Annotated in this window: 15 protein-coding genes; 12 read left to right on the top strand and 3 right to left on the bottom strand. The window is 36.7% G+C overall.

The window, feature by feature from the left end:
* Window positions 1–284: 284 nt before the first annotated feature.
* From E4T88_RS13340 to E4T88_RS13285, 12 genes are all read left to right on the top strand, one after another.
* The gene (locus E4T88_RS13340) at window positions 285–740 is read left to right on the top strand and encodes a MarR family winged helix-turn-helix transcriptional regulator (RefSeq protein ID WP_135106227.1); all 456 of its coding nucleotides are present in this window, start codon (window positions 285–287) and stop codon (window positions 738–740) included.
* 55 nt (window positions 741–795) lie between these two features.
* Window positions 796–1,200 carry an HYC_CC_PP family protein gene (locus E4T88_RS13335; RefSeq protein WP_135106225.1) on the top strand — a complete coding sequence of 135 codons (405 nt, stop codon included), beginning with the start codon at window positions 796–798 and terminating at the stop codon, window positions 1,198–1,200.
* 128 nt (window positions 1,201–1,328) lie between these two features.
* Window positions 1,329–2,720, top strand: coding sequence for a TolC family protein (locus tag E4T88_RS13330; protein WP_135106223.1), 1,392 nt, complete (start codon window positions 1,329–1,331; stop codon window positions 2,718–2,720).
* A 3-nt stretch (window positions 2,721–2,723) separates the two neighbouring features.
* The gene (locus tag E4T88_RS13325; RefSeq protein ID WP_135106221.1) at window positions 2,724–5,873 is read left to right on the top strand and encodes an efflux RND transporter permease subunit; all 3,150 of its coding nucleotides are present in this window, start codon (window positions 2,724–2,726) and stop codon (window positions 5,871–5,873) included.
* A 12-nt stretch (window positions 5,874–5,885) separates the two neighbouring features.
* On the top strand, window positions 5,886–6,986 hold the full coding sequence (locus E4T88_RS13320) for an efflux RND transporter periplasmic adaptor subunit (protein WP_135106219.1): 1,101 nt from the start codon (window positions 5,886–5,888) through the stop codon (window positions 6,984–6,986).
* 74 nt (window positions 6,987–7,060) lie between these two features.
* Complete coding sequence (locus E4T88_RS13315; protein ID WP_135106218.1) at window positions 7,061–7,432, top strand: heavy-metal-associated domain-containing protein; 372 nt, start codon at window positions 7,061–7,063, stop codon at window positions 7,430–7,432.
* Window positions 7,433–7,443: 11 nt separating this feature from the next.
* Window positions 7,444–7,926, top strand: coding sequence for a GNAT family N-acetyltransferase (locus E4T88_RS13310; RefSeq protein ID WP_135106216.1), 483 nt, complete (start codon window positions 7,444–7,446; stop codon window positions 7,924–7,926).
* Entirely contained in the window at window positions 7,899–8,681 is a 783-nt protein-coding gene (locus tag E4T88_RS13305) for a metallophosphoesterase family protein (protein WP_135106214.1), read from the top strand. The genes E4T88_RS13310 and E4T88_RS13305 overlap by 28 nt, the downstream gene beginning before the upstream one ends.
* Before the next feature lie 75 nt (window positions 8,682–8,756).
* Window positions 8,757–9,605 (top strand): RteC domain-containing protein, encoded by an 849-nt coding sequence (locus E4T88_RS13300; protein WP_135106212.1) that lies wholly within the window; start codon window positions 8,757–8,759, stop codon window positions 9,603–9,605.
* A gap of 274 nt (window positions 9,606–9,879) precedes the next feature.
* Window positions 9,880–10,413 carry a dihydrofolate reductase family protein gene (locus tag E4T88_RS13295; RefSeq protein ID WP_135106210.1) on the top strand — a complete coding sequence of 178 codons (534 nt, stop codon included), beginning with the start codon at window positions 9,880–9,882 and terminating at the stop codon, window positions 10,411–10,413.
* 285 nt (window positions 10,414–10,698) lie between these two features.
* Window positions 10,699–11,061 carry a helix-turn-helix domain-containing protein gene (locus tag E4T88_RS13290; RefSeq protein ID WP_135106208.1) on the top strand — a complete coding sequence of 121 codons (363 nt, stop codon included), beginning with the start codon at window positions 10,699–10,701 and terminating at the stop codon, window positions 11,059–11,061.
* A 4-nt stretch (window positions 11,062–11,065) separates the two neighbouring features.
* Complete coding sequence (locus E4T88_RS13285; RefSeq protein ID WP_135106206.1) at window positions 11,066–11,419, top strand: helix-turn-helix domain-containing protein; 354 nt, start codon at window positions 11,066–11,068, stop codon at window positions 11,417–11,419.
* A gap of 73 nt (window positions 11,420–11,492) precedes the next feature.
* On the opposite strand, the gene E4T88_RS13280 is transcribed toward E4T88_RS13285, so the two are convergent.
* The 3 genes from E4T88_RS13280 to E4T88_RS13270 all read right to left on the bottom strand — a co-directional run bounded on the left by E4T88_RS13280 (window position 11,493) and on the right by E4T88_RS13270 (window position 18,930).
* Window positions 11,493–16,898, bottom strand: a complete 5,406-nt coding sequence (locus E4T88_RS13280) for a helicase-like domain-containing protein (RefSeq protein WP_135106204.1) — start codon at window positions 16,896–16,898, stop codon at window positions 11,493–11,495.
* Complete coding sequence (locus tag E4T88_RS13275; RefSeq protein ID WP_135106202.1) at window positions 16,888–17,325, bottom strand: DUF1896 family protein; 438 nt, start codon at window positions 17,323–17,325, stop codon at window positions 16,888–16,890. The genes E4T88_RS13280 and E4T88_RS13275 overlap by 11 nt, the downstream gene beginning before the upstream one ends.
* 213 nt (window positions 17,326–17,538) lie before the next feature.
* Window positions 17,539–18,930: a DUF3945 domain-containing protein gene (locus E4T88_RS13270; RefSeq protein WP_135106200.1), complete on the bottom strand. Its 1,392-nt coding sequence runs from the start codon at window positions 18,928–18,930 to the stop codon at window positions 17,539–17,541.
* Between the last annotated feature and the right edge of the window lie 85 nt (window positions 18,931–19,015).

Here is a 19,015-nt window from a genome sequence, read left to right as displayed (position 1 = left end):
GAGTAATAAGGTTAAATTGAGTGCTGTTAAAAAGAATACTTTTCAACCTGAGAAATATATATATTTTTATAAATATATATCAGTTATTAGTTTAATTATTGGATCAATTATTGGTCTCTTATTCTGGTATCTATTTATACGATGTGGTAATAGTTCTTGTGTAAGACATAATTATCCTGTTCCGGCAATAGGAATATCAGCCTTTATCACATGGTGTATATTTATTTCAATTTTTAAAAGAGGATAATTCATATATTATTAATTAAAAATATAAAAGACATATAATGACATATAATAATCAAACAATATTATCTTCCGAATTTGAAAAGATAGTATTAAAATTTGGGAAAATAATTATAAAAAACAGAAAGAAAATATTGAATCAATTTGACTTATCATTCACTCAATTTGAAATACTAACTGCAATATTCGACTCCTCCAATAAAGGAGAAGACCTTATTCAAATTCGTTTGTCTGATATAACTTTAATTGATGCAATGACCGTTTCTACAGTTCTTAGATGTTTGCAAAAAAAGGGGCTGGTAAAAAGAGAAAGAGATGAGATAAATACACGCATCCTCAAAATAACACTTTCCGAACAAGGTGAATTAATTTATAATCAAATAATATGTGAGTTAGAAAAAGTTAGAATTAATTTTCATAAAGGGTTTGATAAAATACTATTATTAAAACTCCGTCTAAAGTTAGAACAAAGTTTATCAAAATATTATTTTATATAATTTTACAATAAACTTTTTTTACAAATAGAAATAGAGTACTAAATTTGAACTCAAGATGAAAAAACTTTTATTAATAATATTCTCTGCTATATACACGTTGATATCCGTTGGCTTTATCAACTATAATGTATATTGCCAGGATAGGCTGATAAAAACATCTTTAATTATAAATAATCAGAATTGTGACCAATGCCCGAATTGCACACAAAAGAAGTGCAAGAAAGACGGAAGCTGTTGCAAACACTCAAAGGAACACATACAGCTAAAGGTTGATCAAAACTATACAGTTCAGCATATTGATATTACACCTCAACAGGTTGCAATTTTAGATATATTTCTGTCCGGATATATTACTCCCGATGCGAATACAATAAGCGAAGAAACTTATCCGGTAACAAATGCCCCGCCACTGGGGGTACAAAATCCGATTCATATTCTTAATTGCACTTACCTTATTTAAACCTATTGCTCAACAATAGGAAGGCTTATTATGTCTTTTTTCTAAGGACATGATACACTTTATCTTTCTTTAGTCTTTTGCCTAAAAGACTACTCATTCAATATATACATTTTCATAAAAAGCAGAATATGAACAAAAAAATAATTGTTCTACTGATGCTGCTCTCGGTATGTAGAATTGTACCTGCTCAAACTTCGTTGAGTATGCAGGATGCCTTACATATTGCCACAGATAATTACGAAAACATCAAAGCAAAAAAGAATTATCTACAAGCATCAGAAGCCGCAGAACAAGTAAGTAAACGAGAATATTTACCCGATCTTAAATTTTCAGCACAACAGAGCTATGGTACTATCAATGCTCAGAATGGTCCTATGTATGGTTTTGGCGGACTTGGAGTCGCATCCACCAGTATGCCTCTAGCTGAGCAAAATTGGAATGCCGCTTTCGGCTCTCTGTATCTGGCCAATATCAATTGGGATTTCTTTACTTTCGGTCAGATAAGTAACACTATAAATCTGTTTCGTCTAGCAAAAGAAAAAAGCAGGGCCGATTTGCAACAAGAAGTATTCCAACATCAGATACGGACAGTGTCAGCCTATCTCAATTTATTGGCTATCCAACGAATGGTATTCGTTCAACAACAGAATATAGAACGAGCTGAGGTATTTCTCTCAACAGTACAAAGTTTAGCTGATAGTGAATTGAAGCCAAAGGTAGACGCATCTTTGGCTCAGGCAGAAGTATCGAATGCAAAAATAAGTCTGATAAAAGTGTTGGATAAAGAACTTGAGTTATCGAAAGTATTAGCCGTTCTTTTAGGTATTGAATATACCCAATTTCAATTGGAAGATACTTTCTCAAAATCATCACCAGCATTACTTTCATCAGCATCTGAAGGCTCTCAAAATCATCCTTCATTACTATATAAGCAGGCAATTATAGATCAGAGTAACGGGCAAATAAAGTTATTGAAATCTCAAAATATGCCGAGATTCTCTTTATTCGGAGTATTGCAAGGGAGAGGATCAGGTTTCGAATATAATTATGTTCAGGATAATTCAGCCTTCTCCCGAAAATACACAGACGGAGTAGGAATAGATAGGACCAACTATCTCATTGGTGTAGGTGTAACGTGGAATTTCACCTCACTATTTCGAAATCACTCAAAAATAAAGAGCCAGAGATTCACTTCATCAGCATTAGTAGATGAATACAAATTACTGGAAAGTGAATTAAAAGCCCAATCACTTATGGCAGACGGTAGAATACTCAATGCTTTAGACTATAAAAAAGAATCACCCATACAGGTAAAAGCTGCCTCTGAAGCATATCAGCAACATTTGGCTTTGTATAAAAACGGATTAACAACAATTGCAGATCTTACTCAATCTTTTTACAGTCTGAACAGAGCTGAAACGGATAACGAGATTGCAATTATCAACGTTTGGCAAGCTTTATTATTGAAAGCTTCTTCTGTGGGAGACATCAATTTATTCACTAACGAAATAGATCAATAAAATATGAATTTAATCAGAGCTGCATTACGCAAACCAATAGCGGTATTGGTGCTGGTAATGGGGTTGTTATTTTTCGGAATAAAAGCAACCCGTGATGTGCGGGTGGATATTCTTCCCGAAATGAATTTGCCGGTGGTTTACATTGCACACTCATTCGGAGGCTATACTCCTAGCCAGATGGAAGGATATTTCACTAAAATGTACATCAATATGATGCTGTTTACCAATGGTATCAAAAATATTGAAACAAAGAATACACAAGGTCTTACCTTAATGAAGGTGACTTTCTACGAGAATACGGACATGGGGCAGGCAATTGCCGAAATCAGTGCTTTATCCAACAGATCGCAGGTATTCTTACCACCGGGGGCTCCGGCTCCTTTCATTATCCGTTTCGATGCTTCGTCTCAACCCGTAGGACAACTTGTATTTAAGAGTTCGACAAAGACTAATAACGAATTGCAGGATATTGCCAACTTTACGGCAAGACCTTTTCTTATTGCAATTCCCGGTCTTACAAGTGCTCCACCCTTTGGTGGTAGTCCTCGGACAATTGAAATCAACATCGACCCTTCGGCTTTACGGGTACACAATATGTCGCCGGATCAAATTGTGGAAGCAATCACCAAGAATAATATTACTGCACCTGGGGGTAATGTTCAGATTGGAGACATCAATTACCTGACTCCTACGAATAATACCATAAAAGGAGTAAAGGATTTTGAAGATATACCTCTGTTTAAGGGAGATGTACAAACTGTTTATCTGCGTGACGTGGCAACGGTAAAAGACGGAGCCGATATAGCAACAGGATATGCTTTGGTAAACGGAAAACGTTCAGTTTATATCAACATAGCTAAATCAGGAAAAGCCTCTACGTGGGATGTAGTGAAGAATCTGAAAGCTCAGATTCCGACTATTCAAAAGAACTTACCTGATGATGTAACCATTTCTTACGAGTTCGATCAATCAACGTATGTGATTAATGCCGTAAAAAGTTTGATTACCGAAGGAGTAATCGGAGCTTTACTTACGGGACTTATGGTTTTGCTATTTCTTCGGGACAGACGTTCTGCATTTATAGTAATTCTTACAATACCTATTTCGTTGATATCATCAGTTTTATTTCTACAACTATTCGGGCAAACAATCAATATCATGACTTTGTCCGGTCTTGCTCTGGCTGTCGGGATATTGGTAGATGAAAGTACTGTCACGATAGAGAATATACACAGGCATTTAGAGATGGGTAAGAAAAGAGCAACCGCCGTATGGGATGCGTGTAAAGAAATTGCTTTTCCGAAATTACTTATCATGTTGAGCGTGTTGGCTGCTTTTGTTCCAGCACTCACTATGTCAGGAATACCCGGAGCATTGTTTAAACCTTTGGCTTTAGCTATCAGTTTTGCGATGATAACCTCTTTCCTTCTTTCTCAGACATTTGTGCCTATCCTATCCAACTGGCTGATAAAAGAGAAAGAAATTAAAGAAGAACATAAAGAGGGTGCTTTTGATCGGTTTAGAAACAAGTTTGAGAATTTTATCAGTGGTTTGCTTAATAAGCGAAAGATAATTACATTCAGTTATTTGCTTGTAAGCATAGGTATTGTGGTTCTGTTATTTAATATAATCGGTAGAGATGTACTTCCTTCTGTTAACTCCAGCCAATTTCAAATGAGAATCAAAGCTCCCGAAGGAACAAGGCTGGATGTAACAGAACAAAAGATCCATAAGGTATTAGATGAACTCGAACAAATGATTGGCAAGGATCATATAAAGATCACTTCAGCTTTTGTCGGACAACACCCATCCACATTTGCGGTGAGTCCTATCTATCTATACAATGCAGGCCCTCATGAAGCGACACTTCAGGTGGCAATGAATGATAATCATTTAAATCTGGATAACCTGAAAGAAGATATACGTAAGCATTTAAAAGAAAAAATGCCGGAGCTACAAATATCTTTCGAACCTATGGATTTAACAGAAAAGGTTTTGAGTCAGGGAACAACCAATCCTATTGAGGTACGTTTTTCAGGAATGATGAAGAAACGCAACGAGATGTATGCCAATAAGCTGTTGGCTAAACTCAATGGAATTGATTATTTAAGAGATCAGCAGATACCTCAATCTTTAAACTACCCGACTCTGAATATTGATGTGGATCGTGTTCGTGCAGCTCAACTAGGAGTTGATATGTCAGACATTACCCGTTCAATGGTTGCATCTACATCGTCGTCCCGTTATACCAATAAGAATTTCTGGATAGGCGGTATGATGAATATGGCTTATGACATTCAGGTACAAGTGCCTATTAATGAGATGTCGAGTATTGATGATTTATCCAACATCTCCGTATCTAAAGGAAATGTCCGCCCTATACTCGGGGATGTCGCCACCATTACTCAAGGTAAAGGATATGGAGAAAGTTATAACAAAGGCTCTATGGGATATACTTCTGTTGTCGCGAACGTTCATCAAAAAGATTTAGGACGTGCAGCTAAAGATATACAAGCTGCTATTGACTCATTGGGAGAAATGCCTAAAGGATTGAATGTGGAAGTGGCAGGGATGACTCCAGTATTGACTGATACAATGAATAGCTTGAACGGAGGATTACTCATATCCATTGTTGTGATATTTCTGATGCTGGCAGCAAATTTTCAATCTTTCAAAGTATCGGCGGTCATATTGACTAGTGTTCCTGCCGTAATTCTAGGTGCATTGAGTATGCTTATGTTAACAGGCTCAACTCTTAACCTACAATCTTACATGGGACTTATTATGTCAATCGGGGTATCTATTGCGAATGCTTTACTACTTATATCAAACGCAGAAGATATTCGCAAGAAAACAGGAGATGCTCTAGGTGCAGCTAAGGAAGCTGCCGCTTTGCGTATACGTCCTATTATCATGACAAGTTTAGCAATGACGGTAGGTATGCTTCCGATGGCTATTGGCTTTGGAGAAGGTGGTGATCAGACCTCACCTCTTGGACGAGCTGTGATCGGTGGTATTATAGCTTCTACTTTTGCCGTATTGGTTATACTTCCTCAGATATATGCTTACATGCAAAATAAAGCATCAATACAATCGGTATCCTTAGACCCGGAAGATGCAGAAAGTAAATACTTTGATAATAAAATTAAATAAGAAATAAGCAGAATGAAAAAGATATATAATATTGTTTTAGCTACAACATTCATCTTACTATTCGGTGCATGCTCGACTAAAGAAAAAAAAGCAGAAGAACCGCAAGCAGGAATGAATATGCCCATGAGCTTCGAGACTGTCAAACTCAAAAAATCAAATCCAACTGTACCGGTTCGCCTTCCCGGAGAATTAATTGCAGATCAAGAAGTACAGATTTATGCAAAAGTTGCTAGCTATGTACAAACACTAAAGGTCGATGTGGGCTCTAAGGTTTCGCAAGGTCAGGTGTTAATAACGATGGAAGCCCCTGAAATTAATTCTCAACTAGCATCTGCACTGTCGAAGATGAAAGCACAGGAGGCTATTTATATAGCCACGAAAGCAACTTATGACAGAACTATCAAAGCTGCTCAAACAGAAGGTGCTGTGTCACAGGATGCCATTGATCAGATAACAGCCAAGAAAGATGCAGATGAGGCTCAATACACAGCATCGAAATCAGTTTATCAAGAGATTAAGGCAATGGAGAATTATCTGGTTATACGTGCGCCTTTTTCGGGGATTGTAACAGAACGTAATACAGATATAGGTGCTTATGTAGGTCCTGCGGGAAAAGGTTCAGACAGACCATTGTTGGTCGTTCAAAAAGATGCAGCATTAAGGCTTGTATTAGCAATTCCTGAAGCTCATACTCCTTATGTTCAATTAAGTGACACAGTAAAATTTTCAGCCAAATCAATTCCGCAGAAAGTATTTACGGGACTTGTTGTCAGAAAAGCAGGTGCTTTGGATTCTAAATTAAGGGCTGAGCGTATCGAGATTGATGTACTAAATCAGGATAATGTACTCTTACCTCGTATGATTGTTGATGCAAACATTACTCTTCAATCTAAAGAACCTACATTCTTTATTCCAAAATCAGCTTTGGTCGATGGAAATATGGGGGTATATGTAATGAAAATTGTAGAAGGCAAAACTCAAAAAGTACCTGTAAGAAAAGGACGGACAAACGGAATGACAATAGAGGTATTTGGCAATCTGGAGCCTAATGATGAGATATTATTAAAAGTAAGTGAAGAGACCAAAGAAAACATGTTCATACCTAAAAAATAGGTTTCTTCACGAAGAAGAGTGTTGGTTAGCCAATACCAATACTCTTTGATTATTAATATTAAATAATAGAGATTATGAAAAGAGTAGTGATCATTTTTTTAATAACCATAATTCTTAGTTCCTGTAAAGTCAGTAATATTGTAACACCAACGAGTGAGGCAGGAACCCTACCCAGAAAAGAAGGTAAACATTATGTATTGGGAGTAAGAGGAGAATGTGAAATGTGTCAGGAAGAAATAGAAAAAGTAGCACGATTTAATGTAAAAGGGGTCTCTTTTGCTTATTGGATACAAAATGATCAAAAGCTGTTAGTGGATTTTGATCCGACAAAGACCAATATAGACTCGATAAGTACTGCTTTAGCCAGATGGGGATATGATACAGAGAGGCATATTGCGGATACTAAGACATACAATGCTTTACCTCATTGTTGTAGATACAGATAATTACTTGAAATATGAATATACGATTAATAGAAGAGAAAGATAATGAAGCTATGGCTCGTATAATACAATCCACTCTAGAAGAATTTGGAGCCAACCAGCCTGGAACTGTATATTATGACCAGAGTATATGGTCTTTGAGTGACATTGTAAACAATGATAAAAGTGCATACTTTGTCATCGAAGAAAATAATAAGATACTAGGTGGTGCAGGTATTTATCCGACTCAAGGTTTACCCGAACATACAGCCGAACTAGTGAAGCTATATACTATCCCTGAGACCAGAGGTAAAGGCTATGGTAAGCAATTGATAAATATATGTCTTGATTTTGCAAAACAAGTGGGATATAAGTATATCTATCTCGAAAGTATGGAAGAACTAAGCATGGCTGTCGGTTTATACGAAAGATTAGGATTTAAATATCTAGATACTCCTATGGGAAAAAGTGGACATAATTACTGTAAAATATGGATGTTAAAGGATTTAGGAGAATAATGAAAATAGCAATAATAAGTGATATACATGCCAATTTGTCGGCATTAGAAAAAGTGTTAGATGATATTCACTTTGATTTTAAGGCCGATCAAATATACTGTCTGGGGGATTTAACTGATGGTGCTCCATGGACAAACGAAGTTATCAACCTGATTCGGGAATATAATATCCCCACAATTATGGGAAACCATGATGAAAGAATAGCTTTCGATTATGAAGTGCATCCTCTCAAAAGACATACATTAGAAGAACAACTCGCTCGTGCAGAAACCATACGCCAAACAAAAGAAATAATATCAGAAACCAATCTCAAATACTTATCAGAGTTAAAACCTAATATTAAATTCAGTTACGCTGGGATTTCATTTTTACTTGTTCATGGCAGTCCTAAAAGTAATGAAGAATATATCTACGAAAATCATGATACAGAATCTATAATTGGAATGTTTGAATCGAATCAAGCTGATATTATCGTATGTGGTCATACTCATTTGTCTTTTATAAAGGAAGTTTATAGCAATGATTTACCTAAATTATTCATTAACGCAGGTTCAGTTGGTCGCAGCAAAGAACTCAATGGAGGAAAAGCGGTTTATTTACAATTGACAATAAATGAAAGCGGGTGCACATTTGACGAAAAGGTTAAGCTCATTCTTCGGAAAATTGATTATGATATACGCAAAACGATAAATGGCATAAAGAATAGTTCTACTCCAGACTTTTATGCAGATTTTTTGTTGAAATCTATTCTTTAAAGGTTAGCATGCAAATAAGTGTTTCTAGTTTTTAAGCTCTGAAAAAGAATCATTACGCAAATCTAATACAGTACTATGGAACAGTTTATTCGTCAAATAAAGGAAAATATTAATAAAAAGATTCAATTTATAGAATTAGAAGAGAGTAATATTTTTCAAAAATCAGTTAGTATTATTTCTTTATTAGAAACAGCTTTCGATGAATTAAAAGAATTCGTTTCAAATTATACCTTTCAAAATCAACTCGACGAAATTACGTTCTTTAAAGAAACGAAACCTCAATTATTCAGTATTCTAATTTATCATCGAAAGATATATAATTTGGAAATGCGAATGCCAACTGGTAGTTATATTGATAGAAAGAATTATTTAGAAGGAATTTTAGGACGAATAAAGTATTTCTTTGACAATAACGCAGACTTCTACCAATATTATCGTTCAGGAAGTACTCACCTTGATAAGTATTATTTTCTAAGAGGTAAGCCTGATATTCAATTGATTCTCGATTGTTTCTACTTTGAAAGAGATACTAAATTTTCAACAAGCTTCGATTTTAAAGTTGCGAAGATGATTGCAAATGAGAGGTTGACAGTTTATATAAACAATAAGCTTTTAAACATTGATAATTTAGAGCGCAATTTTCAAGACGGTTTTAATTTACCTAAAACAAGACTTACATGGACTGCAAAAAAAGCAGAACTTGTTGAACTGATTTACGCATGGGATAACGCAGGTTGTTTCAATAATGGCAATACTAACATCAAAGAGCTTGCTGAATATATTGAGACAGTCTTCAATATCAATTTGGGAGATTTCTATCATACATTTCTTGAAATGCGGGAACGCAAAGGCAGTCGCACTTTGTTTTTAGATAAATTGATCAAGCTTCTTGAAGAAAAAATGGATGGTTTGGACAATAAATGAATCGAAATAATAACTTATATTTGTATGAATAAAAAGAAAAACAGGAGTATTCATAATACTTCTTGATATATATATGACATAACGTTCACGTAAACGTCTCATCACGAAAACTGGTAATTTTAGAAGAACGAGACGAAATGTGCAATGTTCATGCTATACGAAAGTATGGTGTGGACATGCCTGTTTCGTTCTTCGGGTATACCAGTACCTCGTGATGGAGCAGTGCATGCTCCACACTTCTTTTTTGTATATTGCACATCTAAATATTATATCTATGCGAAAAATCAGATTATATATTGCAGCATCTATCGATGGATATATTGCTAATATAGACGGAGGTTTAGACTGGCTATCAGCATATCCAATTACACCTGAATTGGACTATGGCTATAATGAATTCTTTGAATCTGTTGATAGTGTACTCATGGGAGGTAGAACTTATCGGGATATCCTTAATATGGATGTAATCTATCCATACAAGGATAAGATATCATATATAATTACAAGAAATAAGATGAACAATCCGAAAGAGAATATTCATTTTATTTCTGATAATATTATAGAAACTCTATCAGAGATAAAAAAACAAGAAGGCAAAGATATCTGGCTTGTGGGTGGAGGTGAAATTATTTCGATGTTTCTTGATAATGATTCAATAGATGAAATGACAGTTACAATCATACCAATAATACTTGGTTCAGGAATTTCATTATTTCCCAATACAGCTAAAGAATCGACTTGGAAGTTACAAAACACCCATTCATACTGTAATAATGTATTACAAGTTGAATACCATAGAAATATATAGCCTTAAATGATGTAAAAAATAAAATATACATTACCCAAGTTTATCCCAAGCTTGGGTATTTATTTTTTCATATTCTTCTACATGAAACAGTCCTAAAAATAGCCATCAACAGCATAAAAGACGTCACTGAAACCTTAAACCACAGATTCCCTTTCGACTAAATCAAAATAATTAGATAGAAGAACCTTATCTATTAGTCAATTAGATATTTATCTAAAAATAGTCATCCCAACTTGGGCTTTCAAATCTTCTAAATATCAGACCTTTGTTTCAAACAAATATGATATGGAAGTTATAACAATAGATTCAGAAGCATTTAAAGAATTAATCAGAAAGATTGATTCGATTACCGACTACATACGAAACAATGACACGTCCAGTACATCTAAAGAATTGGACGAAGTATGGGTCGATAGTTATGAGGTATGTACCTTTCTTCGGATAAGCGAACGCACTCTGCAACGCCTTCGCTCCAATCAACTTATTTCATATTCTATTCTGTCGGGGAAAACCTATTATACCATAGGAGAAATAAAGCGTATTCTACAGGAACACTTGGTTAAAACCGGAGAAGAAGCACTATCTGATTTGATCAATAACCATCAACAGTATATTGAACGCAGGAAAAGAAATAAGCCTAAAAAATAAAGTTATGATAATTGACGACGAGATATTTGAATCCAATATAAAGGGGATAGCCAGACTTCTCAAACGTATAGATGAGAAGGTCGATAAGCTACTGGTTTCAGAAAACAATGGTGTATTGGGAGAGCGTTTACTCGATAATCAGGATTTATGCCTTTTTCTTAAAATTACCCCTCGTACTTTACAACGTTATCGTAATCTGGGATTGCTACCTTTTAAAACGATCTGCAAGCGGAACTATTATAGGGAATCAGATGTAAAAGTATTTGTCGATCAATATTTCGGAGGAAAAGATAAACTTACAGATAAAGACAAATGGCAGAAAAAAAATAGTTTCAAAAACAAAGACAATATCCAATAACAGATTATTAAAATTCTTTTCTATTAGCCTTTTTAGAGTTTCTTCGTTGTGAAACGCAGAAGCTCTTTTTTTATTACAATCTCATTCCTTTATATTCAGGATTCTCATCCTTATGTTTTTTATTCTCTGAAATACCTATGTTTCCATTATCAGGTCTACCTAATAATATCCGATCCCTGTTTGCATCAATAATCTCCTTAATACTCATTGGTTGCCCTGAGCGAACATTATTTACAGAATCAACAGACTGTACAAGAACAACCTTTTGAACTTCTTTTAGCTCGTCTTTCGTTGTCAGAGTAAGCTGTATCTGCCGATCCAAAGCAACCAATTCCGTTTTCAATTCTTTTAACTGAGGTTCTTTTCTGAAAGTAGAATCAATGACCTCTTTGAGAATAGGCAGATCCTTAGATAATTTTTCATTATCAGTCTGGTATTTCTCGATCAATTTAGGAATACGCTCCAAAGCATTCAGAAAATTCATAGCGGCTAGTTTAGCGTCAGTAGCAATATGTCCATTATTGTAGTTGTACTTTATTCCACCCTCCCCTTCTATAAAGAATCGGTTATCTTTAAAGATCGAACCTTCCTTTTGACTATCCTCAGTCTTTACAAGAAGCTTGAAGTCATAGAGTGTTCCAATAGTAAAATACTCGTTATTGGTGCGGGCATTATCCGATAAGTGATTTAACTTTTCTCCGATGATCTTAGGATCGGAAGAATTTATTCCTTCCAATTTTACAGGATTTAGTTTGTTCCCCTCCTTATCTGTCTGAGCACGATTCCTGAACGCATCCCAATCTTTTGTCATGCGATTTATCATCTGTGTATTCCCTTCAATGGTTCGGGTACTGTCTTCATATTTGAAAGTCGCTGAAGATTTACTCTTGACAAATGCTTTCTTCTCACTTTCCAAAGCATTGATCTTTTTCTCTAATTTGGCTTTTTCCAATAAATCAGTATTGCCTGAAAGAATAGCCACATACTCCGAAAAATTCATACCTGCACTTTCATCCATACTGCCCTCATCAATAGTACGACTACCCAGACTATTATTCTTTAGCTGATTGATAAATGTCTGTTTATTCTGCAACAGATTGAACTTATAGGAATCAAGGCTTTTCTCGACCGCATAGATAACTACATCCACTTTATTGTCTGCATATAGTTTAGCTATCTCATTCCCTTTGCGGATAGCCCGCCCGTCCCGTTGTTGCAGGTCAGAAGGTCGCCACGGTGTGTCCAAATGATGAATAGCAACAGCTCTTTGCTGAGCGTTTACACCTGTTCCCAACATTGAAGTAGAACCAAACAATACTCGGATACGTCCTTCATTCATTCCTTCAATCATTGCTTTACGGGCATTATCTGTTTTGGCTTCCTGAATAAAACGTATCTCTTGTGCCGGAATACCATGATCCTCTACCAACTTGCGTTTAATCTCTGAATACGGATTCCACTCATTGGGTTTGTAAGTTCCTAAATCAGAGAATACAAACTGTGTTCCTTTATTGGATTCATACTTATTGTAATATTCCGCTATCTTAGTTGCACAATGGGACGCTTTGTTATCAACATGGTCTCCATAAGCCTGATTAATCATTCGCATATCCAATGACATTTTACGGGCGTAATCGGTCGCAATCAGCATCTTTGCTTTATCCTCTTTTTCAGTCAATGGTGCACGACCCAGTAATGTGGCATCTCCGGTTTTGGCAAATTCCATCAACTTTTGAATAAATATTTCCTGCTGAGGCGTTGGCGGAATATTGTACAGTATCTCATTTTTTTCGGGTCTGTCTATTCCAATATCTTTTGCTGTCCGAAAATCAGTTATCTCGGCATAAAAATTTGCCAGTTCGGGGACTTTAATGAAATAACGGAAACGTTCTTTCTGTACGATCTGGTTGGTAACAGAAAATTCATAATCGGTTGTTTTCTTGGCATAGATTGCTGCCCATGCATCAAAAGAATTGATACCCTGATTCTCCAATTCTTTCGGACGAAGGTATTTGAATAACAGATATAATTCTGTCAGGGAGTTGGATATGGTTGTCCCTGAAAGAAATGTTGCCCCTAAGTCTTTACCAGTACGCTCCTGTATCGTACGAATGGCAAAGAGCATATTCAAGGCTCGCTGGCTTCCCTCAGGATTCCCTAAGCCTGCAACACGATCATGTCGAGTGGTAAAGGTCAGGTTCTTAAATTGATGAGATTCGTCTACAAACAAATGGTCGATTCCCATCATTTTAAAATCGACTACATCATCTGTACGGTTCTTTATGGTATCGGCAAGTACACTCAATTTTACTTCCAGATTCTGTTTTCTTACTTCCAATCCCCGTAACATGCGTTTGGATGCGGATTTTCCTTCAATCTGTTCAATAACACGAAGATTCTCTTCTACCGAATCCAGTTCTGCCCGAAATATCTGTTGCTGCATTTCGGGAGATTGGGGTAGCTTTCCGAATTGATCGTGCGTCATGATAACAGCATCCCAGTTGTTGTTCTTTATGTCATTGAAGATCTTTACCCGTTTACTTGGTGTAAAGTCTTCCTTACCCGGATAGAGAATCTTTGCATTCGGGTATGCTGTTCTAAAGGTATGAGCTATTTCGTGTACATTGGCTTTTAAACCTAATATCATCGGCTTGTTGGCTAATCCTAATCGTTTCATTTCATAGGCTGTAATACACATAATAAGCGTCTTCCCGCCACCTACTTCATGATCTGCTATACCTCCACCTATCAGTTTTTGCATCCAGATACAGTCTTTCTGACTCGGATATAAATCGACAATACCCAATGCTTTCAGGTCAAGATCAGGAAATGTCTGGTGTGAACCATCGTATTCAGGACGGACATAACAGTTGAATTTTTTATTATATAGATCTGCTAACTTATTTTGAAATTCGGGAGACTGGTCGTTGAGCCAATCTGTAAAGCCATTCCGTATTTCGTCTATCTTAGAATTTGCTAACTGGATTGCTTCAGGATCGGCTACTTTTACACTTTTACGTTCTCCGTTCTCATCCAATACTTCAATTGTCTTGGTGATACTCGGAGTTGTATTAAGCAATGCGTGCTTCATCAGATGAATACCTGTAAAAAGCTGTTTCTCACTTTGTACGGCAAACTTTTCATTAATGATCAGGTTACTTCGTTCTGAATTGACCGTAAAATCATCACGGGAAACATAGTATTCAATATTCACATTGGTTTCAAAGAGTGTACCGGCGTAATCCCGATAAGTTTGCATCGGTATCCAGCGTTCTCCGAAGTTAAAATCTAGTTCAGCATAACGGATTGGTTGTGGAATGGATTCTTCCAATACTTTAAAGGCGGTTTGTGATGCTGGATCATTCGGATGATTAGTGAGATAGTCTTTGACTTGCTCTACTTTTTCAATTACATTGCCTGAAATAAATTTATCCCGTATCTCATAGTTTTGTATCATCGGGTTGAAATAGATCTGTCCTTCCAGATCAGTCAATACCTCTTCCCTTCTTTTATTATCCAGTAATGAAAGCATGTAATCCATATGGATTTCTCCATATTTGTTTAATGATGCCACCAAAGCCTCACGAGATGTTTCTGCATGTTTTACCTCATCAGGATTAAAACTTACAGGCCTTTGAAATATATCTGCTTTTTGTAATTTTCCGTCTATCCTGCGTTCTAATGCAAGAATAGCTGTTCCGGAAGCATCCATCTTGATTATATCCAGATTCTTCTTATCGTTCAGATTTCCATAGAGCCTGAAAAAAGAATCATAAGAAGTGTTCAGCTCTTTTCGTAAGTCAGGTTCTTCAACGAGGTTCCTTGCTTCATAATCGTACAATTTATGATATGCATCCCGTAATTGAATATACCTGTCAACCTTTGATTGCTGTATTGTCGGCAGATCTAAAGGCTGAAACATGGCATCTGTCCTGTAACGTTCTTTCAGATAGCCGATCTGCCCGTCATCTTTGACTAATGAGCCTTGTTTATGATATTCTTCCAATGTGCCAGAGAATGCTCTAAGTTCCATAGGTGGTTTTGGTTTCTCTTCCCTGATAACTCGTTCGGGTCGGGGTTCAGGCTTTTGTCTCTCATTGGAGGAAAACAAACTTAACTGTACAGGTTTCTGGTTGGGCGGTGGAGTCCGTTTTCTTTTGTTCGGTTTAATCTGTGTACGCTCGGCTTCTGTAAACCCAAACAAATCATATAAAGACATGGTTGGTTGTGATACATTCAACTCAATAGCTTTCTCTTTCTTCTCTGTAGGCTGTGAGGTACTATTTATCGGAGGTGTATTATGAACAGTCTTTTGGCTTTGTATTGAATATTTATAGTATAAGTTCAAATCGAGATTCAGTTTAAAATCTGTATTTAACATGTGCTTTAAATCAGAAGAAATTGCGTCCATTCCACCTTCATGTAAGAAGACCTGTGCCGGCTTTCCATAAGGATCGGTATCTGTAAATCCTTTGGTATGGACTATTCGTTGCAGATTTTCAAAGCTGTTGTTAATTGTTATACCATATGAAAGCTCATAGGTTGTCAGGAACTTTTTCTCTTGACGGGTTAGTTCTTGCTTTAGTGTATTCTTTTGCAGAACGATTAAATCGCTGCCGACTTCTGTTCCTGCATTTTCTGTAAAAAGGTTATTCGGTAAACGAATAGCAGATACAAGATTGGTATTATTCATCAACCATTGTCTTACAGCTTGATTGTTTGGAGAGTTTAATACCCCCTGAGAGGTAATAAAAGCCATTAGTCCTCCTTCACGCAATGTTTCAACTCCTTTCAGAAAGAAATAATTATGAATGGCTCGTGTGGAGTCCCGATGCAGTTTATCCGTTTTCATAAATTCAGCATCGAATACACTCATCTCTCCAAAAGGAATATTGGAAGTAACCACATCAAAATGATTATTATATCGGCTCTCAATAGTTTCAAAGCCATCTACAATAACTTTATCATCTGGATTGATAAAGGAAAGTATTTTACCTGTCAACAGATCCTTTTCAAAATTGACAATATCAGCTTTGAGGTAGCGGAAAGAAAAAGCAGAGGAAAATCCGCCCATGCCTGCTGATGGGTCCAACAGGGTATTTATCTGTACATCGTTATCACTGAATGTATCGGCTAGAGCTTGAACAACTAAAGGTGGAGTATAGAAAGCTGTCAGTACCGAGTTCTTTATACTATTGATATATTGCTTATACTCTATAGCAGAATCGGTATTATCCCTGATAACCCGATGTAGTTCGGAAACCATCGGAAACAACTCCAATTCAGATTTTGCCCATGATGCTGTATCTGCCAGACTATTGACAGAATTAAGTATACATTTGAGTCCCCCGAATCCGGTATATTCCATTAATATGTCCTGCTCCATTTCGGTAGCCGGACGTTGTTCTTTTTCAAGGGTAAAAACGACCCTGATAGCATCGATATTGGCTCTGAGATGAGCCTTTTTATTATAGCTCATGTTCGTCCTCCCATATATCAATTAATCCAACCAATTCCGTATAGAGTAGATTGTATTCGGCAGAATACGCAAACTCATCATGCAGGGTATATTCAGCAAAGACTTCTTCACAGAAAGGAAGTAGTAACATCGTTTTCTGAAAGACTTCGCTTTCGGGGATATAGGAGAATTCTTCTAAAAGAATCGAACGGATTGTATCGAACTTGGAGAACAGTAGCCCTTCATATAAAGCTTTACAAGCTATTTCTTCGGCTCGGTCGTGTGAGTAACCGTCTTTTATTGCATTAGAATAGGCTTCGGCTGCAATATCGGCTCTTGTTTTAATAAATTGGGAATCTCCTGTTTTGTCGGGATGGCTTTCCTGAAGATAAGAGTGAAGAAGTAGTCCGTAATAGGACAACTCCTGCTGGTTATTTTTAGCTTTCATTGTGGAGGAAATTAGTGGAGGTCCGTAGACCGTTTTTAATAATGTAGTATAGGGAATTGCTTATAAAAGCAGAACGGCTCCCGGGTTTTCCTTTCCCCGAGAGCCTCCACTAATTTCTCAAAGTTACAAGCTGTCCAAAGTACCTCCCGATACGGTTGGACGCCTATGATAGTAAAGTTGTAGAAATCAGTGGTAAATATAGGGATTTATATGTTATCTCCTTATTCCCCTGGATTGTTGCAGGGACTCTTCCAGTTCTTGCTTATTCTCCTGCTTTTCTTTCTGTTTTTCGGTTGGTATGGTCTGTCCTTGCTCTAACGGCTCTTGTACTTTCTTGGTAGCTTCATTGGTTTTTCCTTCCGAATTAACGGCAACCTGCACCTTGTGTCGGTCATCGGGCTTAACTGTACCATGCTCCAATGCTTTCTTGTAATCGGTAGCAAACATAAAGTCGGTTTTACCCGTCTCGGGTTTCCATGTGATATAGCCATTGTAGTTTTTTCCGTTACGATCGGTAAGACCGCTGACATAAACGGTTTTTCCTTCATTCAGACTCGCCTGCTGATCTTCGGTTAGTTCTTTCTTGCGGAAAGACTTTGGGGCTTCTTGCTGACTTTCGGATTGGTGTTGAGATTGGCTTTGCCTAGGATTATTCCCAAAATGTATTTCAAGACCTCTTCTGTCTGCATTAATCTGAACCGTACCATTAAACAGGGTATCTTTCTTGGATTTCATATCTTCTAAGTACACGCCTTTTCCTTCTGCCAGATCTTTCTTCTGTTCCTTACTTAATTTGATACCTTTAAATTCATCCGGTATTTTTATCCTGTCGGCACGAAGTGCTACCAGTTCATTCGTCAGTTTATCAATGGAGACAAAAGCATTCATCTTCATACCTTCTTTGGGTTCAATCTCAATCAGTCTTCCGGCATTGCCTGTTTGGCGAAGATTGTCTTTATCTTCTTTTGTGAATGTTGCTCCCATAAAGGGATAATTGAGCTCAGGTGCGTTGCGTATATTGTGAATACGGAGTCTAAGGTTGCCTTCGGTATCTTCTCTGAAAGACAAACGGGCATCGGAATAGACAGCTTCTCCCAAAGCCTCGGTTTTGATGGTAAGCAGTACAGGTGATTTTTGCCAATTCAGCATCGGCTCTAGGCTACCAGATCTTTCCAGTTTTTCTTTGGTTATACCTAACTCGGCTAATTGATCCCAGTTGATCCGGGATTCATCCAATGCCTGATATTCTTTTGGAGCAAAAGCTTCAGGTAAGATTTTGTAGGCATCTAATGCTTCTTTATTGGATGGATTATCGGGATCTTTCAGCATTTCTTTGAGAACAGGGGTAATACTCTCAAATAACTCTAACGGTATTTTAAAGAAATGAAAGTGTGTAGGATCTTTACTCTGGCTCAGGAAGTTTTTGAAGAAGTTTTCTAATACATCGGCATTCTTGTCGATTTTCAGGAAAGCGGGTTCATTCTCTTTAGTTGGCTTGACTGTGTTGGGTGTTCCGTCTTCATTGATACCACTTACAACATTCAGGTTGTTGCTGTCTTTTTCTGTGACCAGCAGAATTTCTTGGTCATTTACTTTTTCATTCATATCATCATAAATTAATGACGCATCAATAGCAATGCTTCACTAATTTAGAATGAAACAATCGATATGTAATTGATTATAAAACAAC

The organism is Dysgonomonas mossii (genome assembly GCF_004569505.1).
Lineage (GTDB): Bacteria > Bacteroidota > Bacteroidia > Bacteroidales > Dysgonomonadaceae > Dysgonomonas.
The sequence above is the reverse complement of the archived record's forward strand: the minus strand, read 5'-3'. Positions and strand labels throughout refer to the sequence as shown.